Annotated in this window: 20 protein-coding genes and 1 pseudogene; 14 read left to right on the forward strand and 7 right to left on the reverse strand. The window is 60.2% G+C overall.

Annotation, left to right across the window (positions count from 1 at the left end; all coding sequences use genetic code 11):
- The first annotated feature begins 7 nt into the window (after positions 1 to 7).
- A complete protein-coding gene (locus PSH87_RS10340; protein WP_017736000.1) occupies positions 8 to 331 on the forward strand; it encodes an NAD(P) transhydrogenase subunit alpha in 324 nt (107 codons plus the stop codon).
- Positions 331 to 1,768: pseudogene (locus PSH87_RS10345) on the forward strand (NAD(P)(+) transhydrogenase (Re/Si-specific) subunit beta). The gene PSH87_RS10340 and the pseudogene PSH87_RS10345 overlap by 1 nt, the downstream one beginning before the upstream one ends.
- Before the next feature lie 45 nt (positions 1,769 to 1,813).
- Here the strand turns inward: PSH87_RS10345 and PSH87_RS10350 are convergent.
- Positions 1,814 to 2,641, reverse strand: coding sequence for an SDR family NAD(P)-dependent oxidoreductase (locus tag PSH87_RS10350; RefSeq protein ID WP_305433431.1), 828 nt, complete (start codon positions 2,639 to 2,641; stop codon positions 1,814 to 1,816).
- 428 nt (positions 2,642 to 3,069) lie between these two features.
- On the opposite strand from PSH87_RS10350, the gene PSH87_RS10355 reads away from it, so the two are divergent.
- The 3 genes from PSH87_RS10355 (at position 3,070) to PSH87_RS10365 (ending at position 6,159) form a co-directional block, all read left to right on the forward strand.
- Positions 3,070 to 4,428: an MFS transporter gene (locus PSH87_RS10355; protein WP_305433432.1), complete on the forward strand. Its 1,359-nt coding sequence runs from the start codon at positions 3,070 to 3,072 to the stop codon at positions 4,426 to 4,428.
- A gap of 64 nt (positions 4,429 to 4,492) precedes the next feature.
- On the forward strand, positions 4,493 to 5,281 hold the full coding sequence (locus PSH87_RS10360; protein WP_305433433.1) for an aspartate/glutamate racemase family protein: 789 nt from the start codon (positions 4,493 to 4,495) through the stop codon (positions 5,279 to 5,281).
- Positions 5,278 to 6,159: a helix-turn-helix domain-containing protein gene (locus PSH87_RS10365; RefSeq protein ID WP_305433434.1), complete on the forward strand. Its 882-nt coding sequence runs from the start codon at positions 5,278 to 5,280 to the stop codon at positions 6,157 to 6,159. The genes PSH87_RS10360 and PSH87_RS10365 overlap by 4 nt, the downstream gene beginning before the upstream one ends.
- Positions 6,160 to 6,204: 45 nt before the next feature.
- Here the strand turns inward: PSH87_RS10365 and PSH87_RS10370 are convergent, their stop codons facing one another.
- The 5 genes from PSH87_RS10370 to PSH87_RS10390 all read right to left on the reverse strand — a co-directional run bounded on the left by PSH87_RS10370 (position 6,205) and on the right by PSH87_RS10390 (position 11,113).
- Positions 6,205 to 6,597 (reverse strand): Rid family hydrolase, encoded by a 393-nt coding sequence (locus PSH87_RS10370; protein ID WP_057432519.1) that lies wholly within the window; start codon positions 6,595 to 6,597, stop codon positions 6,205 to 6,207.
- 8 nt (positions 6,598 to 6,605) lie between these two features.
- Complete coding sequence (locus PSH87_RS10375) at positions 6,606 to 7,955, reverse strand: MFS transporter (RefSeq protein WP_257780633.1); 1,350 nt, start codon at positions 7,953 to 7,955, stop codon at positions 6,606 to 6,608.
- An 89-nt stretch (positions 7,956 to 8,044) separates the two neighbouring features.
- Entirely contained in the window at positions 8,045 to 8,758 is a 714-nt protein-coding gene (locus PSH87_RS10380) for an SDR family NAD(P)-dependent oxidoreductase (RefSeq protein ID WP_087694423.1), read from the reverse strand.
- A gap of 14 nt (positions 8,759 to 8,772) precedes the next feature.
- The gene (locus PSH87_RS10385; protein WP_305433439.1) at positions 8,773 to 10,062 is read right to left on the reverse strand and encodes an NAD(P)/FAD-dependent oxidoreductase; all 1,290 of its coding nucleotides are present in this window, start codon (positions 10,060 to 10,062) and stop codon (positions 8,773 to 8,775) included.
- Between the two features lie 124 nt (positions 10,063 to 10,186).
- Complete coding sequence (locus tag PSH87_RS10390; protein WP_057432512.1) at positions 10,187 to 11,113, reverse strand: LysR family transcriptional regulator; 927 nt, start codon at positions 11,111 to 11,113, stop codon at positions 10,187 to 10,189.
- Between the two features lie 234 nt (positions 11,114 to 11,347).
- On the opposite strand from PSH87_RS10390, the gene PSH87_RS10395 reads away from it, so the two are divergent.
- The 9 genes from PSH87_RS10395 (at position 11,348) to PSH87_RS10435 (ending at position 19,976) form a co-directional block, all read left to right on the forward strand.
- Positions 11,348 to 12,193 carry a transporter substrate-binding domain-containing protein gene (locus tag PSH87_RS10395; protein ID WP_305433441.1) on the forward strand — a complete coding sequence of 282 codons (846 nt, stop codon included), beginning with the start codon at positions 11,348 to 11,350 and terminating at the stop codon, positions 12,191 to 12,193.
- 54 nt (positions 12,194 to 12,247) lie between these two features.
- A complete protein-coding gene (locus PSH87_RS10400) occupies positions 12,248 to 13,069 on the forward strand; it encodes an amino acid ABC transporter ATP-binding protein (protein ID WP_305433442.1) in 822 nt (273 codons plus the stop codon).
- An 11-nt stretch (positions 13,070 to 13,080) separates the two neighbouring features.
- Positions 13,081 to 13,752 carry an amino acid ABC transporter permease gene (locus tag PSH87_RS10405; RefSeq protein WP_057432510.1) on the forward strand — a complete coding sequence of 224 codons (672 nt, stop codon included), beginning with the start codon at positions 13,081 to 13,083 and terminating at the stop codon, positions 13,750 to 13,752.
- Between the two features lie 10 nt (positions 13,753 to 13,762).
- Positions 13,763 to 14,428, forward strand: a complete 666-nt coding sequence (locus PSH87_RS10410; protein ID WP_305433445.1) for an amino acid ABC transporter permease — start codon at positions 13,763 to 13,765, stop codon at positions 14,426 to 14,428.
- Between the two features lie 22 nt (positions 14,429 to 14,450).
- Positions 14,451 to 15,332, forward strand: coding sequence for a 4-hydroxy-tetrahydrodipicolinate synthase (dapA, locus tag PSH87_RS10415; protein WP_305433447.1), 882 nt, complete (start codon positions 14,451 to 14,453; stop codon positions 15,330 to 15,332).
- Between the two features lie 72 nt (positions 15,333 to 15,404).
- The gene (locus tag PSH87_RS10420) at positions 15,405 to 16,679 is read left to right on the forward strand and encodes an FAD-binding oxidoreductase (RefSeq protein ID WP_305433449.1); all 1,275 of its coding nucleotides are present in this window, start codon (positions 15,405 to 15,407) and stop codon (positions 16,677 to 16,679) included.
- A gap of 8 nt (positions 16,680 to 16,687) precedes the next feature.
- Positions 16,688 to 18,169, forward strand: a complete 1,482-nt coding sequence (locus tag PSH87_RS10425; protein ID WP_305433450.1) for an aldehyde dehydrogenase family protein — start codon at positions 16,688 to 16,690, stop codon at positions 18,167 to 18,169.
- 11 nt (positions 18,170 to 18,180) lie between these two features.
- Positions 18,181 to 19,275 carry a proline racemase family protein gene (locus PSH87_RS10430; protein ID WP_305433452.1) on the forward strand — a complete coding sequence of 365 codons (1,095 nt, stop codon included), beginning with the start codon at positions 18,181 to 18,183 and terminating at the stop codon, positions 19,273 to 19,275.
- The gene (locus PSH87_RS10435; RefSeq protein ID WP_257780643.1) at positions 19,272 to 19,976 is read left to right on the forward strand and encodes a GntR family transcriptional regulator; all 705 of its coding nucleotides are present in this window, start codon (positions 19,272 to 19,274) and stop codon (positions 19,974 to 19,976) included. The genes PSH87_RS10430 and PSH87_RS10435 overlap by 4 nt, the downstream gene beginning before the upstream one ends.
- A gap of 72 nt (positions 19,977 to 20,048) precedes the next feature.
- Here PSH87_RS10435 and PSH87_RS10440 read toward each other — a convergent pair whose 3' ends face one another.
- Positions 20,049 to 20,741: a DUF421 domain-containing protein gene (locus PSH87_RS10440; protein ID WP_305433453.1), complete on the reverse strand. Its 693-nt coding sequence runs from the start codon at positions 20,739 to 20,741 to the stop codon at positions 20,049 to 20,051.
- Positions 20,742 to 20,757 lie beyond the last annotated feature (16 nt).

Raw genomic sequence — 20,757 nt, forward strand, 5'->3', positions numbered from 1 at the left:
TCAGACGATGGAAGAGCTTATCTCCCCCGGTATCTACAACCTGATCATCTTTGTGCTGGCGATTTATGTCGGTTACCACGTGGTCTGGAACGTGACGCCCGCGCTGCACACACCGCTGATGGCGGTGACCAACGCGATTTCCGCGATCGTGATCGTCGGCGCCATGCTGGCCGCCGCCCTCACCGTGACCCCGCTGGGCAAGACCATGGGCACCCTGGCCGTGGCTTTGGCGGCGGTGAACGTGTTCGGTGGCTTCCTGGTTACTCGTAGGATGCTTGAGATGTTCAAGAAGAAAGCGCCCAAAGCTGCGAAAGAAGAGGTGCAGAAGTAATGAGCATGAATCTGGTAACGACGCTCTATTTGATCGCGTCGATCTGCTTCATCCAGGCCCTCAAAGGCCTGTCGCACCCGACCACGTCGCGTCGCGGCAACCTGTTCGGCATGCTCGGTATGGCACTGGCGGTGCTCACCACCGTGGGCCTCATCTATAAGCTCGGCGCTGAGCTGGCGACTGCGGGTATCGGCTACGTGATTGTCGGCCTGTTGGTCGGCGGCACCGCCGGTTCGATCATGGCCAAGCGCGTAGAAATGACCAAGATGCCGGAGCTGGTGGCGTTCATGCACAGCATGATCGGCCTCGCAGCGGTGTTTATCGCGATTGCTGCGGTGGTCGAGCCGCAGTCCCTGGGTATCGTTAAACACCTCGGTGATGCGATCCCTGCGGGCAACCGCCTGGAGCTGTTCCTTGGTGCCGCCATCGGCGCCATCACCTTCTCCGGTTCGGTGATCGCGTTCGGCAAGCTGTCGGGCAAGTACAAGTTCCGCCTGTTCCAGGGCGCACCGGTACAGTTTGGCGGCCAGCATAAATTGAACCTGGTACTCGGCCTGCTGACCCTGGGCCTGGGCCTGGCGTTCATGTTCACCGGCAACCTCACCGCCTTCGCGCTGATGCTGGCCCTGGCGTTCGTACTCGGCGTGCTGATCATCATCCCGGATCGGCGGCGCCGACATGCCGGTCGTGGTGTCGATGCTCAACAGCTACTCCGGTTGGGCCGCAGCGGGCATCGGCTTCTCGCTGAACAACTCGATGCTGATCATCGCCGGCTCCCTGGTGGGCTCCAGCGGCGCGATCCTGTCGTACATCATGTGCAAGGCGATGAACCGTTCCTTCTTTAATGTACTGCTCGGCGGTTTCGGCAATGCGCCGGACGCGGGTGCCGCAGCCGGTTCCAAAGAAGCCCGCCCGGTCAAATCCGGCTCGGCCGACGATGCGACCTTCCTGCTGACCAACGCCGACACCGTGATCATCGTCCCGGGCTACGGCCTGGCAGTGGCGCGGGCGCAACATGCGCTCAAGGAACTGACCGAAAAGCTCACCCACCGCGGCGTCACCGTGAAGTACGCGATCCACCCGGTGGCGGGTCGCATGCCCGGCCACATGAACGTCCTGCTGGCCGAGGCCGAAGTGCCTTACGACCAGGTGTTCGAGATGGAAGACATCAACTCCGAGTTCGGCCAGGCCGACGTGGTGCTGGTGTTGGGCGCGAACGACGTGGTCAACCCGGCGGCCAAGAACGATCCGAACTCGCCGATTGCCGGCATGCCGATCCTCGAAGCCTTCAAGGCCAAGACCATCATCGTCAACAAGCGCTCGATGGCCAGTGGTTATGCCGGTCTGGATAACGAGCTGTTCTATCTGGACAAGACCATGATGGTCTTTGGTGATGCGAAGAAGGTCATCGAAGACATGGTCAAAGCCGTGGAGTAAAAAAACCGGCCTATACCAGGCCGGTGTTTTATCCATGACCCGGGGTTACTTTGCGGTTGCCGTAAACCCCGGGCGTGGGATCTTGCCCATCAACATGCAGGACAGCCCACCATTCACATCCACCTCGGTGCCGCTGATATACGACGAGCGCTCACTGAGCAGAAACAGCACGGCGTTGGCGATGTCTTCGGGCGTGCCGATACGCTGCGTTGCGGTAAAGGCTTCGCGCGCTTCAGTGATGCCTGGATGATCGTAATAAGCGGCGGTCAGTGCTGTACGAATCATTCCCGGCGCCACGCAATTGCTACGGATGCCAAACGGCCCCCATTCCACCGCCAGCTGCTTGGACAAGGCCTCGACTGCGGCCTTGCTCGGCGAGTAGGCACCGCTGTAAGGCTGTGGAATCTGCGCGGAGATCGAGCTGATATGCACGATGCTCCCGGCGCCCGACTCACGCATCAGGCGCCCGAACTCACGGGCACACAGCAGGTAGCCATTGAGGTTGACCGACAGCAGGGCATTCCAGTCGGCCAGTTCGATTTCGGCCAGGTTGGCTGCACGCAGAATGCCGGCGGCGTTAACCAATGCGTCACAGCTGCCAAACGCCTGGGCGACACGTTCGGCGGCGGCCTTGACCTGAAACTCGTCGGCGATATCACAGGCGATACTCAAGCTGCGGCCGGGGTAGTCGTTTAACGACTGCTGCAACTGTTCGCACCCTTGCAGGTTGCGATCAAGCAGCACCACATGGGCGCCGCTTTCGGCCAGCGCGCTGACAATCGAGGCACCAATGCCGCTGGCTGCGCCGTTGACGACGCAGACCTTGCCAGCAATGCCGAGCCAATCGGTGTGGAGGGGGGAGGGCGTTGTCATTGTTGTATCTCCAGAGATTCATCGCGAAAAAGACGCAACGACGCCCTTAGTCTTCATGAGTCACCCGGCGAAAATAAGGGCAAAAAACGGCGCAAATTTGCACTTTTTCTAACTGTCCCTGAAAAACTCACACCCTCCCTTTATCGATGAACTGCCACGAGCTAGACGGTTTTGCTCGCGCAAAGAAGGGCAGGCTGACTGCCCCGTCAGGTATAGGGGTTCCCTATAGGGTCCACTGGATTCGCCCTGTTCATCCGCTCGCAAAAAGGGCGCAACAATGCGCCACGGGCTCCTGATCACTCCGTACCCATGGGCCGGACACCTCGCAGAAGATTGCAGCCAAGACTCGATCCTGCCGTGTCCAACCCTGAGTGATCGACCCGTCCACCACTCTGCCACGAACTACAATAATTTCAGAGGCGTGCACCATGAACGGTACATCGACAGCAGCCCCCGGCCTGATCGACGGGCAGGCGGGTAATGACCCCCATGCGCAACAGACAGCCAAGTCCACCAGCAAACCCTTGAGTAAAGCCGTGCTCGGCGTGACGCTGGGCAATATGGTGGAGTGGTTTGACTTCGCGCTGTATTCGTCGATGGCGGTCCTGATCGGCGACATCTTCTTCCACAGCGAAAGCCGCACCACACAGCTGATCGCCATCTACGCCACCTTCGCCGCCGGGTTCCTGATGCGGCCGTTGGGCAGCCTGGTCTTCGGGCCTATTGGCGACCGCTATGGGCGCCGTACGGCGCTCACCCTGAGCATCGCGCTGATGGCGGTGGCAACCTTCTGCATTGCGTTGATTCCTTCTTACGAAAGCATCGGTATAGCGGCCCCCATTCTGTTGGTGGCGATGCGCATGCTCCAGGGCTTGTCGACCGGGGGCGAATACGGTGGTTCGGTGATTTTCATCGCCGAACATGCGCCGGATAAAAGCCGCAGCTTCCTCACCAGTTGGTTGGAGGTCGGCATCCTTTCGGGCTTCCTGCTCGGCGGCGTAGTGGTCAGCGCCTTGATGCTCGCCCTTGGTGAAGACACCATGCGTGCCTGGGGCTGGCGCGTGCCGTTTGTGATCGGTGGCCTGCTCGGCATGATCGCCCTGTACCTGCGCCTGAACCTCGAAGAAACCCCGATCTTCAAAGAGCTGCAAGAGAACGAACGCAAACAGGTGGCCAACAAACGCAGCCTGCTGTCGATGCTGGTGGACGAGTGGCCCAACCTGATCAAGAGCATGGGCCTGGTGGCGATCTACAACGTTTGTTACTACGTAGTGTTGGGCTACATCCCCGGCTACCTGACGAATGAACTGGGCTACTCCGCCAGCTTCGGCAGCGTGCTGGGGATGGTCGGCACATTGAGCATGCTGCTGTTGGTGCCGTTCTCCGGTTTGCTGGCTGATCGGGTAGGGCGCAAGCGCTTGATCGCGCTGGGTTGCATCCTGCTGATTGTATTTTCGATCCCCGCTTTCACGATGCTGCAAACCCACAACGTGGTGCTGGTGTATGTCGCGGTGCTCGGTCTGCTGGTTGCGCAGTTACTGTTTGAAGGCGCGATGGGCGCCACGCTGGTGTCGCTGTTCAAGGCACCGGTGCGTTTCAGTGCCTTGGCCCTGAGCTACAACCTGTCGGTGTCGTTGTTCGGCGGCACAGCGCCGCTGGTCAATACCTGGCTGATCGGCCAGACCGGCAACACCATGATCCCGGCTTACTACCTGATCGGCGCCGCCGTGGTGGGGCTGATCGCGATTCTGATGACCGAAGACCGCACCGGTAAACCGATGCCCTGAAGCTGTTTCCTCATTTACCGGCGGCCAGGGCTGCCGGTTTTTTTTGTCTACAGGAAGACGCGCGATGAAACTCTGCTGGATACACCCCACGGGCCGCAACGCGGCCCTTGAATCGTTGTGGAACACCATTCACCAGAGTGTGGGCGCGGCCGTGGCGCCGGGTGTGCAACTGGACTTCCGTTTCCTCGATAACAGCGGCGGCTTCACCCGTTCGCTCTACGCCGAGCACCTGAATTCGGTGCTGATGGTGGAAGCGGCCATCCAGGCCCAGGCCGACGGCTACGACGGTGTGTTTCTCGGCTGCTGGAATGACCCGTTATGGGAGGCGCGAGAAATGCTCGACATTCCGGTGGCTTCGGTGGGCGAACAATCGATGTTGGCCGCGCTCGCCATGGGCCAGCGCTTTGCGGTGATCACCGTGTCGGATAAAACCGCCGTGGCCATCGAGCGCGACATCGTCGGGTATGGCCTGAGTGAGCGCTGTATTCGTCAGCCGGTTCGTTCGATAAAACCGTTTTCCAGCCTGGAGTTATTGCTGGAAGCGACTCACTCGCCGCAGACGAGCTTTATCCCACGCCTGGAAGCCGTGGCGCAGCAGTGCATTGCCGAGGGTGCGGACGTGATCCTGGTGGGCTGTGCCTATTACGGGCCGTTGCTGCGGCGCATCGGCTACCGCCAGGTCACGGGCACTCAAGTGCCGGTGGTGGACTCTTCCACCGTGGCCCTCAAATACCTGGAAGCCATGGTGGGCATTGCCCAGTGCACCGGTGTGGTGAAGAGTACGGCGAACCTGTTCGCTGGCATCGATGCGGCTTCCATCGCCCAGGCACGCAGGGCCCTGGGCCTGTTATGAGGGCATTGCCCGATGCGTTACAGCGCACGGTGCCGACCTTCAAACTCTACGGTGAGATACTGCCGTGGGCCTCGCCAGAGCCGCTGCACAGTGAATTGATCTGCGAGCGCAGCGGCCGTCTGGACTGGCATATTCCCAATCATCGACACGCTGACTTGGTGCACTTTGTGTACCTGCGCAGCGGTACGCTTGAGGTGCAACTGGAGGCCGCCCGGCATGCCTTGAGCGGGCCAGCCTTGATTGTGGTGCCGGTGATGGCGATCCATGGTTTTGACTTGGAGCCCGGAGCGGACGGTTATTCGGTCGCCATCCAGAAGACCTTTCTCGATGAACTCATCGCCCCCGGCGAGGCATTTGCCCGGGGCCAGCACTATCGGCTTGCCGATCATCCCCAGGTCGGCGTGCTCGATGCCTTGTTCAGCTTGCTGCATAACGAGTACACCGGCTCCGCCATGGGCCGCGATGCTGCGCTGCAAGGCGTGGTGCAAGTGCTGGCGGTACAGATCGGGCGCTTGTCGGATAGCGGCGGAGCACCGCCGCGCGTGGACAGCAAAGGCTTGCACCACTTGCAGCGCTTCCAGAAACGCGTCGAGCAATGCTTTAAGCAACACGTGGCCATCGAAGTCCTGGCCAATGAATTGGGCATTACCGGCACCTACCTGAACCAGGTGTGCCAACGCCTGACGGGCAGCAGTGCGCTGCATATCCTGCATAACCGCTTGATGCTCGAAGCCCGCCGCTTGCTGATCTACACCACCTTGACCATCAGCCAGGTGGCTGATGAGTTGGGCTTTGACGATCCTGCGTATTTCACCCGGTTTTTCAAACGCCATGCGGCGATCTCGCCGAAGGTTTTCCGGCAGAAACGCGGCGCATAAAAAAGGCCGCGACAGATGCGCGGCCCCTTGGCTTAACCGAGCGGTTTACTCGGCGACGATCGCGTAGGTTTCGATTTCAACTTTCTGCCAAGGGCGCAGCATCGAATCCACTTGGATCAGGCTGCTGGCCGGGCGAATCGCATCGAACACTTCGCTGTGGGCCTTGGCCACCGGCGTTGCATCGTTGATGTCACGCAGGTAGACCACGGTGCGAACCACGTCTGCGGCGCTCATGCCGGCTTCGGCCAGCACCTTGTTCACGGTCACCAGGATGGCCTGGGCCTGCTCGTAGGCATTGCTGTGCTCGTAGTCGGGCGAGGCGCAGGTGCCGGAAATATGCAGGTGGTTGCCGACGCGCACGGCGCGGGAATAACCGAACACGGATTCGTACTGGCCGCCGGAGGAGATGTTTTGGCGAGGTGCGGTTTTGCTGGTCATGGTGGTTCTCATTTTGGGAGGGGTTGGCCGGTGGAATCTTTGACGAACAGGATCGACACCAGGCCGATCACGGCGCCGGCAATCAGGTACCAGGCCGGGATCATCTGGTTGCCGGTGGCAGAAATCAGCCAGGTGTTGATCAAGGGCGCCGTGCCGCCGAACAGCGACACGGCGATGTTGTAGCTCAGGGCCAGGGCGCTGAAGCGTACGCGGGCGGAGAACAGCGACGTCATGGTCGCCGGCATGGCGCCTTCGAAGAACAGCTGGGACAGCGTCAGGATCAACAACGCCGCCAGCAGGAATGCTGCGTTGCCGGTGTGCAGCAACATAAAGCAGGGGAACGCCATCACGATCAGCAGCACGCAGCCACTGATGATCATGCGATTACGCCCCAAGCGGTCGGCGAGCAGGCCGGACACGGGGATCAGCACCAGCATGAACAGGGTGGCGGTCATGCCCAGGGACATGGCGAACGATTTGCTGTAGCCCAGCACGTTTTCCAGGTAGCCGGGGATGTAGCCGAGGATGATGTAGTAGGTGACATTGAACACCGTCACCAGGCCCATGCATTGCAGGATCTTTGGCCACTCATTGACCAGCAGGCTGAACAGGCTTTGTTTGGGGGTGTTGGCTTTGTGCAGTTTTTCGCTGGCCTGGATTTCCTTGAACACTGGGGTTTCTTCCAGGCCCAGGCGCAGGTACAGCGCGATCAAACCGAGCAATCCACCGATTGCGAAGGGCACGCGCCAGCCCCAGTCCTGCATGACTTCATCACCCAAGCCGAGGGTAAACAGGCTGACCACCGCACCGCCGAGCAAAAACCCGGAGATATTGCCGAACTCCAGCCAACTGGTGAAAAAACTGCGGCGTTTGTCGGGCGAGTGTTCGGCGATAAAGGTGCAGGAACCGCCATATTCGCCACCGGTGGAGAGGCCTTGCAGCAGACGCATCAGAATCAGCAGGATGGGCGCGGCCACGCCGATGCTGGCATGGCTGGGGATCAATGCAATGGCAAACGTGGCGATGGCCATCAGGCTGATGCTTAACGACAACGCGGTACGCCGCCCGTATTTGTCGCCAATCGGCCCGAACACCAGGCTGCCCAGGGGGCGGATCAGAAAGCCTGCGGCGAAGGTGGCGTAGATCGCCAGCAATTGCGTGGTGGGGTTGTCGTCGTGGAAAAACGTCTTGCCAATGATGCCGGCAAGGGAGGAGTACAGTGCAAAGTCGAACCATTCGACCATGTTGCCCAGCGTCACGCCGACCACAGCTTTGGTCAGGCGTTTGCGAGCAGGTTGGGCCGGCGCACGCTCGGCGGAATAATCAGGTGAAATCGAGGAAGCGTAAACTTCGCCCATGATATTGCCCTCTGGAATAATTGTAGTGAGGCAGCAGTCAATAGGGAGTCAGGCCCACGTCTAACGCGTGGGGCCTGCGATACAGCGAATCAGCGCATAAATACACCACCGGCGATGCACAGCGATTCACCGGTGACATAGCCCGGTTTGGCGCTCAGTTGCCAGACCCAATCAGCGATCTCTTCAACCCGTGCCGCACGCTTGAGTGGAATCGACGCCACCGCCGCTTCAATGCGGCCACCCGCGCGGGTGCCTTCGGTGTCGACCCAGCCTGGGGCGAGGGCGTTGACCACGATGTTGTCATCCGCCAGCTCAATGGCCAGCGAGCGCGTCATCGCCACCACGGCGGCCTTCGAAGCGCTGTACAGCAACTGGTTCTTGGACACGGTAAACGCATCCACCGAGGCGAAAAATACAATCGCGCCACCGCCTGCGGCCTTGAGATGGCGGCTGCCGATCCGCGCAATGTTCAGCGAGCCAAGCACGTTGATGTCGAAAATCTTGCGGTACAGCGCTTCGCTGAAGCTTTCCAGGGACGAGGTGGGGAAGATCCCTGCCGCGTTGATTACCGCCTTGAGCGGTGCCTTGCCGTCGAGGGCCGCGTCAATGGCGTCGGTCAGGCTGTCTTCGCGGGTGATGTCGCCGACCACGGGCGAGAACAGGGCGCTTGCAGGCTGCTTGCTCGGCGTCACATCGACGGCGACCACGTGCCAGCCTTCATCCTGAAAGCGTTGTGCGACGGCCTGGCCCATGCCGGAGGAGGTGCCTGTGATGATGACGCTGGCGTTCGGTGCAGTGCTCATAATTAGGGTTCCGATCAGGCGAGTTGAGGTTGTGGGGCAGGGGTAGGCAGGGCCAGTTCGAGAACGTCGAGTTGGCTCTGGGTTTCCTGGTAGTTGGCCAGCCATTCCCGTTTGACGATGTCGATGCGCGAGTCGGCGGTTTGCAATTGGGCGAACTTGGCGGCGAGGCCTTTCATCCCGGCGGCGCGCAGTTTGAGGAAGCGCATCACCAGCTTGGTCTGTTCGCAGTACACCGGCCATTGCGGGCCACGCGGCGCGCCCAGGCCGATGTAGAACAGGCCTTCAAGGTTGGTCGGCAGGGTCATGGCGGCGGTGCGCAGTGGTGCGCCATCACGCCATTGCAGCAGGCTTTCGTCGAGGAACGGCAGGCGTGTATTGAAACCGGTGGCCCACAGGATGGTGTCGTAGTCGGCCTGGCTGCCATCGGTGAATGTGACGGTCTTGCCCTCGATGGTTTCGATGCCCGGCGCCACTTTGATACGGCCGTGCTGGATCCAGTACAGCAGCAGGGTGTTGACCACCGGCGGCTGGGCGTCCAGGTCATAGGTTTCCGGCGCGGGCAGGCCGGGGTAGTTCTTGTGGGTGCCGACACTGGCCATGATCAGCATGTTCATGATCATGTTCTGTTGTTCCGGCGCCAGTTGGCCGAGCAACGGCAACTCGCCGCGAGGCAGGCCGAACACGGTCTTGGGCTGGAACAACTGGCCCCGGCGGATGGCGATGGTGGTGTCCAGGCGCGCCTGGGCGGCATCCACCGCCAGGTCGCACCCGGAGTTGCCGAAGCCGACCACCAGCACTTTGCCTTTGATCTGCTGCACGTTTCGGTATTCACCGGAGTGGATCGACACGCCGGTAAAGCGCTTGCCGACTTCAGGCACTTTGCAATCCCACAAGTGCCCGTTCGCGACCAACACCCCGGCATAGCGCTTGCTGGTGCCATCGGCCAGGGTCACATCCCAGCCGGCTTCACCGTTGTCGCCCAGGGGCTTGATGCTGCTGACAGCGGTGTTGAAGGTGATCTTTTCGCGCAGGCCAAACTGGTCGGTGTACGCGTTCATGTAGGTCTTGATCTGATCGCGGCTTGGGTACACGGGGTAGTCGGCGGGCATGGGGAACCCATCGAAAAACGAACTGCTCTTGGGTGTGATCAAGTGCAGCGCATCGTAGTCGGTGTTCCAGTGGCCGCCGATGTGCGCGGACTTTTCGAAACAGTCCACCTGGAAACCGGCGTCAGTCAGGGTCTTCAAGGCAGCAAGGCCTGCGGCGCCGGCACCGATGATGCAGTAGCGTGGTTGATTGGACATTATGACTCCCCATTACTCAAACGTTGGAAGCGCCTATTGTTGGCGTCCGTGGAATGAGTATCCGGTCAAGGACCAAGCGGATGAATGGGGCAAGTCATGTGCTTCCTATAGGCATCGCCTATAGCTAAAACGACTCCAGGTGCGCGTAGCGGCTTTGGATGCGACTCAAGTGCGTGCGCATCAGGTTGAGCAGCACGCGGGTGGGCGGCGAGATGGGCGTGTCGTGGCGATGGATGAAGCCAAATACTTCGAAAATCGCTGGGGTGATAGGCGCCCAGCCCAGGCGATCATTGAAGCCCAGGTGGTGCAGGATCGGCCGGGTCGCGATCACATCGCCCAAGCCGCGCGCCGCCAATTCGAAGCCGGTGATCTGGTGTTCGACCTCAATGATCGGGTCCAACACTTCGCCACCTTTGGCTGCCAGTTGCGCCAGCAGGCGGCGGATCGGGTCGGCTGAGCGCCAGCGCGCTTCGGTAAGAATCAGCGGCGCCACCGCCAGGTCATTGATGGTTTTCGGCCCCTTGAGGCGCTCGGGGTCAGCACTGATATAGCCGACCTGGGCCGACCACACGGGCTCGCTCACCGTCAGGTTCTGCTGCTTGATGGGCAGCATCACCAGCCCCGCTTCGATCTCCCCCTGGCTGACCAGTTCGGCGATCTCCGAGGAGTTGTAGCCGACGATCTTGATGCGCATATCCGGGTGCAGGGTGCGGAACTCTTCGATCAAGTCGGTGAGGAAGTAGTGATGCGCGGTGCCGAAGGTACCGAAACTGGCAACCCCGCCAGACAGTTCGCGCACCGCCTGCACGGCTTCATACCCCTGGCGAGCCGAAGTCACCATGCCTTGCGCAAACGGCTGCAGCCGTCTGCCGGCTTCGGTCAGCATCAATCGGCGGTTGGTGCGGATGAACACGTGTGTGCCCAGATGTTCCTCCAGCCGCAGGATCTGCTCCGACAGCGACGGCTGGGAAATATGCAGGCTTTCGGCGGCCTTGGAGAATGTGCCGTGCTCGATGGCGGCAAGAAAGTAGTTGAGCTGTTGCAGTGTCATAGGGCTGACCATCACCAATTTTGCACAAAATGGCACAAATCTGACGGATCGCGAAGCGGCACGCGGGCAAATCCCTGAAACGTCCTCCACCTGAAAATAAAAATTCCTACGAACGATTGACACATCAAATCGTACAGATCTAATCTGCATACAGCGCTGCATACATGACAGCGTATGCAGCTTCAACGCTTGTACCTTTCTGCCCAAAAAAAACTAAATATCGGTGAGGTCAACATGAAACAGCTCCATTCTTCCCCCCTGCGCAAGCTGCTCGCAGGCGTCGCTGTACTCGGCGCGCTGCTGGCGCAAGCGCCCGCACAAGCCGCTGATCCCACGTTGTGGCAAGGCATCCAAAAGGCCGGTGTACTGCGTTGCGGGGCAGCTGTGGCGGCGCCCTATGTGATGCGCGATGCGCGCTCGGGCGAGTACAGCGGCTACTTTGTCGACTTGTGCCGGGACTTCGGCGAGAAGGTGCTGAAGGTCAAAGTCGAATTCGTCGACACCAACTGGGACAACCTGGTGGCTGGCCTGCAAGGCGGCAAGTGGGACCTGGCCATGGCACTCAACCAAACGCCGGAACGCGCCATGGCGGTGACCTTCTCGGTGCCGGCGACCGACTACCAGATCTCGCTGTTGACCAACAAAGACAATCCCAAATTTGCCAGTGCTGGCAATGCCATCAGCGACTATGACAAACCCGGTGTTTCCATCGCCGTGATGTCGGGCACGGCGGCTGACAAAGCCATCTCCAGCGTGGTGAAAAACGCCACGATCATGCGCCTGCCGGGTATGGATGAAACCCGTCTGGCGGTGATGTCCAAGCGCGCCGATATACTGGTCGATGCCAATGACACCAACCACCTCTTCGCCATCGCCAACCCGGATTGGACCAAGGAAATCCTGCCCGTACCGGCACTGGCGAAACAGGGCGTCGCCTTTGGCTTGCCACGCAATGCGGCACCTTCAGACCTGCAAGTCTTGAACATCTACCTCACGCAACGTCGAGAAACCGGGGAGATTTCCTCGCTGGTGGACAAGGCTTCTGCGCTCGCCAACGCCGGCGATAAAACCCCTCAGTGATGTTTTGATTTTCCCGAGAGCGGCTGGCAACAGGCGCTCTCCTGGAGACCTGCTATGACCGCGCCTTATTTGGTGGCTGCCCAGCCACAGGATTCGCTCACCCTTGATTCGGCCAAGGGCGATTTCATCCAGTTGCGAGACGTCTACAAGTCCTACGGCGAAGGCCTGGTGGTGATGGACCACCTGAACCTCGACATGCGTCCGGATGACCGGCTGGTGATCATTGGTCCGAGCGGTAGCGGCAAGAGTTCGTTGCTGCGGGTGATGATGGGCCTGGAAAGCATTCAGGGCGGCACCATCGCCTTTCAGGGCAAACCCTACATCGACGGCTGCGGCCGTGGCGCCGGCAAACCCTTGGATGCGACGTTGCAAGCCCAGGTGGGCATGGTGTTCCAGCACTACACCTTGTTCCCGCATTTGTCGGTGCTGGGCAACCTGATTCTGGCGCCGATGAAAGTGCATGGTCTTTCCAAGGCTCAGGCCACGGAAAAAGCGCGGGTGTTTCTGGCGCGGCTGGGCCTGGAGAGCAAGCTCAATGTGTACCCGAGCCAGTTATCCGGCGGGCAAAAGCAGCGCGTGGCGATCGCTCGCGCCTTGATGCTGGAACCCAAGCTGATGCTGTTCGATGAGGTGACCTCGGCCCTCGACCCGGAAATGGTCACCGAAGTGCAAGGCGTGATGATGCAATTGGCCGAAGAAAAAATGGCCATGATCATCGTGACGCACGACATGCATTTTGCCCGCAGCATCGCCACCCGCGTGGTGTTCTGCGCCCAGGGCAAAGTGGTCGAGCAGGGCCCGCCGGAGCAGATCTTCACTAAGCCCAGGGAGCCGCGTACCCGCGAGTTCCTGGAAAAAGTCCTGCACCTGGAGTGAGGCACGCCGCCATGAATTATGAATTCGATTTTCACTTTCTGACCGGCAATTGGGGCGCGCTGTGGGATGGCCTGAAGGTCACCTTGCAGCTTGCGCTGATCTCCAACGTGGTTGGTTTGGTACTGGGGTTTGGCCTGTGCCTGCTGACGCTCAGCCGCTGGTTTTTCATCCGTTGGCCCGCGCAGCTGTTTGTCGAGTTCTTCCGGTGCACCCCGGCGCTGTTGCAGATCGTGTGGTTTTTTTACTGCGTGCCGATGCTGTTCAACGTGTTTATCGACCCCATCACCATGGGTGTGCTTGCCCTCGGCCTGAACCTCACCGCGTTCAACGCCGAAGCGTATCGGGCCGGTGTGCAGGCGGTGCCGAGGGAGCATCTGGATGCCTGTGTCGCGCTCGGCCTGCGGCCGTGGCAACGCACGCTCTACGTGATCTTGCCCCAGGCGTTGCGCACGGCCTTGCCGGTGCTGATGACCAATGGCATTTCCATCCTGCAACAGAGTGCGCTGGTCGCCATCGTGGCCGTCGCCGACCTGATGTACGTGGGTAAGAGCATCGCCACCGAGGCTTACCGGCCACTGGAAACCTACTCGTTGATTGCCTTGATCTACTTCGCATTGTCCCTGCCCATTGCGCAGTGCGTGCAGTGGCTCGAACGCCGTCAGGACGCCGCGCTCGCGCGCTGAGGAGATCGTCATGCATCTGGATTTTATGGTGGTGTTTTCTTACTGGCAGGTTCTGGCCAAGGGGCTTGCGCTGACGCTGGCATTCACCGTGGGTTGTGCGCTGCTGGGAAGTGTTTTCGGCTTTTTGCTGAGCCTGCTGCGCCTGTCGAAAAACCGCTTTATCAGCATCCCGACCGGGCTGTACGTCGAGCTGTTTCGCGGCACGCCGTTGTTGATCCAGTTGTTCTGGATTTTCTTCTGCCTGCCGGTGGTATTTGGCCTTGATGTGCCGCCTTACGTCTCTGTGTTGCTGGCGTTGACCCTCTACATGACCGCCATTACCAGCGAGACCTTCCGCGGCGCACTCAAATCCATCCCCAGCGAACAGCACGACGCCTGCACCGCCCTCGGCGTGGCCAAGTGGAACAAGGTGTTCTACGTGATTTTCCCGCAGGCACTGCTGCGGGCCATACCGCCGCTGCTTTCCAACGTCGTCAGCCTGTTCAAGGAGAGCGCGCTGATTTCATCCGTGGGCATCGCCGACCTGATGTTCGTCGGGCAAAACATTTCCAACAGTACCGCACGCCCGGTGGAGTTTTTATCGGCGGTGGCGGTGATCTATTTCCTGGTGGCGTTCCCCCTGACCCGGCTGGTCGGGGTCGTCGAAACCCGGATGCTCAAACGCTACGCCTACTGACCCACACACTGGAGACGCACTCATGCAACAACTCAACGGCATCATGCCGGCCCTGGTTACCCCCTTCGATAAAAACGGCGCGGTCGACTACGACGTGCTGGCCTCCCTGGTCGAGTACCAGATCAAGCAGGGCGTTGGCGGCCTGGTCCCATTGGGCTCGACCGGCGAATACTATGCGCTGACCAATGAAGAGCGCCGCCAGGTCATGGCCACCGTGCGCGAAGTCGCCAATGGTCGCGTCATGCTGATCGCCGGCGCCAATGGTTCGTGTACCCGCGAAGTGATCGAACAAGTCAAACAGGCGCGCGACACCGGCTACAGCAATTTGCTGATCGCGCCTCCGTACTACGCCATCCCGACCCAGGATGAATTGATTGGTCACTACAACGCCATCCTCGATGCGGTGCCCGATGTGAACATCGTGCTGTACAACTACCCGATTCGCACCAACGTGGAGGTGGGCTACAGCGTCATGGATGCGCTCAAGGACCACGAACGCGTCATCGCCATCAAAGAGAGCGCAGGCAATCTGTTGCGGGCCATCGAGATTGATGAACGCTACAAGGGCAAGATCCAGCTCTCGTGCGGCTCGGATGACCAGGCCCTGGACTTTTTCCTGTGGGGCGCGACCAGCTGGATCTGCGCGCCGGCAAACTTCCTTGCGCCGCAAATCGTGGCGTTCTATGAACACTACGTCAGTGGCCAACTCGCAGGGGCCCAGCAGATCGTGCGCTCGCTGTTCCCGCTGATGAATAACCTGGAAAGTGGCAAGTTCATCCAGAAGGTCAAGTATGGTTGTGAGCTGGCTGGCTTCAATGTGGGCGTGGCACGCATGCCGTTGCTGCCGCTGACCCCTGAGGAAAAGTCCGAATTCCGTCGCGAATTCGACAAGCTCCAGGGCTGATATCGACCCGCATCGGTGCCCAGTGCCGATGCGGATTCATACACGCAGGTTCTGCGCGAATCGAGGGGCTTTATGATCAACACGCAATTGCCCACCAGCGGCCAATCGGCTGTCGTTATCGGCGGCGGCATCGTCGGGGTGTGCTGTGCCTTGTATCTGCAACGCGAAGGTCATCGGGTCACACTGATCGACCCACAAGCGCCGGGTGACAGCACCGCCAAATGGAGCTGCGGGCAGATGGCGGTCAGTGAGGTCATTCCGTTGTCCAAGCCGGGCATTCTGAAAAAGATCCCGGGCTGGCTAGTGGATCAGAAGGGCCCGCTGGCGCTGCGTCCCAGCGCACTGCCCGGGATACTGCCGTGGTTTCTGCGCTTTGTGGCCTGTGCCCGGCATTCGCGCATCGTTGATATCGCCAATGAAATGGCGACCTTGACGCACCATGTCTATGAAGACTACGCGCCACTGCTGGCGCGTTGTGCCGATAAAACCCTGATGGGCGAGCGGCCGATCATTGAAGTGTTTGATACCGCCGAAGGGTTGGCCCAGGAAGGTCCGCATATGGAGCTGCGTCGATCCCTGGGTTTCAAGTCCGAAGTACTGGACCGTGCGGCGATTGCGGACCTGGAGCCGGCCCTGGCAGGTAAGTTCAGCCACGGCCTGTTGTTTCCGGATTGGCGTGCGGTCAGCGATACCCAAGGGTTCATCGCTGCGCTCACGCAAAGCTTTATCGACCAGGGCGGCGTGCGCGTGCGCGGGCAGGTCCGGGCCATCGACGAAAATGCTGACCGCGCCAGTGGCGTGACCCTGGTCAGCGGTGAGCGTTACCCGGCTGACCACGTGGTGATCGCGGCGGGCACAGGCTCACGCCAGTTTTTTTCGCAGATCGGCGGTTCAGTCCCGCTGGCGGGCATCGCCGGCTACCAGGTGCTGTTGCCCCATTCGGGTGTAGAGGTGCGTCACTCGGTGATCTATGCCGACGGCGGCTTCTGTTTTGCACCGATGACCCGTGGCTTGCAGATCGGCGGCACCATCGAGTTCTCCGGGCCGGATGCCGAGCCGAATTTCAAGCGGGCCGACATCATTCTGGAAAAGGCCCGCAAGATTCTTCCGCAATTGCAACTCGACGACGTTGAATACGGCATTGGGTACCGCCCCTTTCTGCCCGACACCAAGCCGGTGATCGACCGCAGTGCGCGGCTGAGCAATGTCTTCCTCGCCTTTGGCCACGGTCAGCTTGGCCTGACACTGGGCGCCACCACCGGGCGCCTGATTGCCGACCTGGTCGCCGAGCGCCCACCCGCACAAGACCTGACGCCATTCAGCGCCCGACGCTTTGCGTTTACCTGAGGTTCCTTATGAAGTCCTACGAGCATCTGTACATCGACGGTCACTGGGTAAAGCCTGTCTTGGGCGGCACGTTCCCGACCATCGACCCGAGTAATGAAACGCTGCTGGCGCAGGTTGCTGCCGCCACCGCCGCCGATATCGACCTGGCCGTAAAAGCGGCACGCAAAGCGTTTGACGAAGGACCGTGGCCACAGACCACTGGCGCGCAACGGGCCGTGGTATTGCGGCGCATCGCCGCCGGTATCCGCGAGCGCCTGGACACACTGGCGGCGCTCGAAGTGCAGGACAACGGCAAACCGTTTCCCGAAGCCCAATGGGATATCGGCGACACCGCTGGCTGCTTTGATTTTTACGCCGACCTTGCCGAAGGGCTTGATACCCGGCAGGAGCAGACCGTACCGCTTGCCGATGAGCGCTTCAGTTGCATCGCACGCAAAGAGCCGATGGGCGTGGCTGGGGCGATCATCCCCTGGAACTTCCCGATGCTGATGGCGGCCTGGAAGGTCGCGCCGGCGCTAGCCGCTGGTTGCTGCATGGTGCTCAAACCGTCTGAACTGACGCCGTTGACTGCGCTGGAACTGGCGAACATCGCCCATGAAGCGGGCTTGCCGGCCGGGGTGTTGAACGTGGTCACGGGATTGGGGCCGGATGCGGGTGCGCCGCTGAGCGAGCATCCGGGCATCGATAAACTGGCGTTCACCGGCAGCGTGCCGACCGGCGCGAAAATCATGCAAGCCGCGGCCCGCGACATCAAAAACATCAGCCTGGAATTAGGCGGCAAATCCCCCTTCATCATTTTCGACGACAGCGACATCGAAGCCGCCGTCGAGTGGATCATGTTCGGGATCTTCTGGAACCAGGGCGAGGTGTGCTCCGCCACCTCACGCGTGCTGGTCCAGCGCGGGCTGTATGAGCCGCTGTTGAAACGCCTGGTGGAAGAGACGCGCACACTCAGCATCGGCCACGGCATGAAGGAGGGCGTGTTGCTCGGGCCGCTGGTCAACAGCACGCAGTACGACAAGATTCTGCAAGCCGTCGCGCGTGGCCAGGAGGAGGGCGCCACGCTGCTGTACGGTGGCACGCGGCCTGCCGACTGCAACATCGGCTACTTCCTGACCCCGGCGATTTTCGCCGATGTGCCCGTCAACAGCTGGATCTGGAATGAAGAGATCTTTGGCCCGGTGGTCTGCGTGCGCCCATTCGACGATGAAGCCGAAGCGCTGAAGAGCGCCAACGATTCGCGCTTTGGCCTGGCGGCGGCAGTGATGTCCAAGGATTTGGTGCGAGCGGAACGCGTGGCACGTCGTCTGCGCGCCGGCATTGTTTGGGTCAATTGCTCTCAACCGACCTTTACCGAAGCGCCGTGGGGCGGCTACAAACAAAGCGGCATCGGCCGGGAGTTGGGGGAGTGGGGCCTGAACAACTACCTGGAAACCAAGCAGATCACCCGCTACGACAGCGACCAGCCGTGGGGCTGGTACATCAAGTAAGGGAGAGCGCCATGCGCTGGAAGAAAACGCTGCAAATGGTCGATGTGCATTGCGAAGGCGAGGTTGGCAAGGTCATTACCGGGGGTGTCCTCGACATCCCCGGCAAGACCATGCTCGACAAGATGAACTACATCAATGAGGTCGACGATAGCCTGCGTCGCCTGGTGGTGCTGGAACCCCGTGGCTGCCTGCAGATGTCGGTCAATCTGTTGCTGCCGCCGACGCGGCCAGAAGCCCAGGCCGGCTTCATCGTGTTGCAGGCCGACAAGGCGCATGCGATGTCGGGCAGCAACTGCATCTGTGTGGTCACAGCGCTGCTGGAGCTTGGTATTTTGCCGATGGAGGAGCCATCCACCACGGTCGTGCTCGATACCCCGGCTGGGCTGGTCACTGCCCGTGCGCAGTGTGTGGATGGGCGCTGCGTCAGTGTTTCACTGGATATGGTGCCAGCGTTTGTCGAGCACCTGGACGTGCGCATACAGACCGAAGCGTTCGGCCCGATCAATGTCGATATTGCCTTTGGCGGGGTCTACTACGCCCTGATCGATGTCGAGCAAGTCGGCTTGAGCATCGCGCCCGACAATGCCCGTGCGCTGGCGGATGCAGGTGTACGGCTGCGAACCATCATCAACGATCAGGTCAGCGTGCAGCATCCGCTGATCGAGAGCCTGAACGACGTGGCGTATGTGATGTTTCGCAACCGCATCGACGGCACCACCTGGCAAACCTGCACCACTTTGCCCCCCGGCCGTGTCGACCGCTCGCCCTGCGGCACCGGCAGCTCGGCCAACCTGGCGACGTTGAGTGCCCGTGGGCAAGTCGCCCCCGGCGATCAGCTGACCTCCCGCTCGACCATCGGCGGCGAGTTCCAGGTTGAGCTACTGGGGTTGACCGAAGTGGGCGATCGCGCCGCCGTTTTGCCGCGCATCACCGGGCGGGCCTGGGTGTACGGCATGCACCAGATCGGCGTCGATCCGGATGATCCACTGGCGGCCGGGGTTTATGTTGAGCGACACCTGGGGCGAAGGTTTTTAACTGAACCTGCGCCGGTGTTAACCTTGCGTGCGGTCAAACGACCGGTAAGAACCCTGAGAGTGACCCAATGAGCAATGACACCCCTGAGACCAGTACCAAGCGCCATGGTGGCCGATATATCTACGAGGAACTGCGCAAACAGATCCTCACGCTCAAGCTCAAACCAGGGTCGCCGCTGGACGAGGTGTCGCTTGCCGCGCAATTCGGACTGTCCCGCTCGCCGGTCAGGGACGCATTGGCTCGGTTGATCAGCGAGGGCCTGGTGACGATCCTGCCCAACCGCACCACGCTGGTTACGCCGTTTGAAATCGAGGACTTCCCCAACTACGTCTCGGCGCTTGACCTGATCCAGCGTGCCGTGACCCGTCTGGCGGCGACTCAGCACGACGAAGAAGACCTCAAGCGCATACGTGCGGCGGACGCGGCCTACCTCGAAGCCGTGACCTCGGGCGACTTCCAGGCCATGTCCGAGACCAACAAGGCGTTCCACATCGCCATCGCCGAGGCGGGCAAGAACCCGTATTTCATCAGTTACTACGAAAAACTGTTGGGTGAAGGCCAGCGGCTCCTGCATCTGCACTTTGACTACATCGTCAGCACGGCCAGCACCACCACACGGTTGGGGCGCGACCATGATGTCATCGTGGAAGCCATCGCTGCGCGTAACGCCGACGAGGCGGAGCAGGCGGCGCATGAGCATACGATGCTGTTTCAACGCCGTTTTCTGGCTTATATGCAGCAGAATCTGACAAAAGCGGTTTCGGTGAAATAACGGTTGTTAGGTGGTTTCCCTTTGGGCAAGGGGCGAGGACCGTCCGTAATGTGCGCTTCTCATGTGAAAACCTTACCTGGAGCGGTGGTTGCTCAAAGGCGTTGACCAGATGTCATGACTGCAGCGTAAACAGCGGGCCTCGTGCTCCTTATCGATAGATTGCGCGAAACCGCACTTCACGCAGCAGTAGAGTGCAGAAGCGGGAACTTTCTGATATTCAGGTCGATGCTCTTTAGGAAGGACCGATAACCCAGGGCAGAGATCGTTCTCGTCATGAAAGTAAAGACTGAGATCTCCATCCGTTTCGACGATACCTAATCTCACTTGTCCCAGGTGTTCAACGCCTTGCTGCCTAAGTTCCATTAATAATTCGCTATTTGACATGTTGAGCGTCTCGAATGCCTTCATTTCGAACAGGCCATTGTTAATAACCGTAACGGGCAAACCGTCGATCCAGGCTTCAAATTTCCTGCTCTTTGTCGTCGCCATGACGATCAGGCGGTAAAGCAATAATAGCGTTAGAAATACTACGACGACCGGCAATAGCGGCACATCATGATAGAACGATACGTCTCCCGCAGCTGAACCCAGCGTTAGAATCACAACAAGCTCAAACAGCGACAGTTGCCGAATGCCTCGTCTGCCACTGGATTTCAGAAAAAGAAAAACCGCTAGAAAAGCAAACGTAGCTCGAAAACAGACCTCTAGCAAAAATGAGAGTGGGAATTCATCTATCAGCATTCGTTGTATATCAAAAGGCGACATAATTACCCCTGTATTA

The organism is Pseudomonas sp. FP453, assembly GCF_030687495.1.
Lineage (GTDB): Bacteria > Pseudomonadota > Gammaproteobacteria > Pseudomonadales > Pseudomonadaceae > Aquipseudomonas.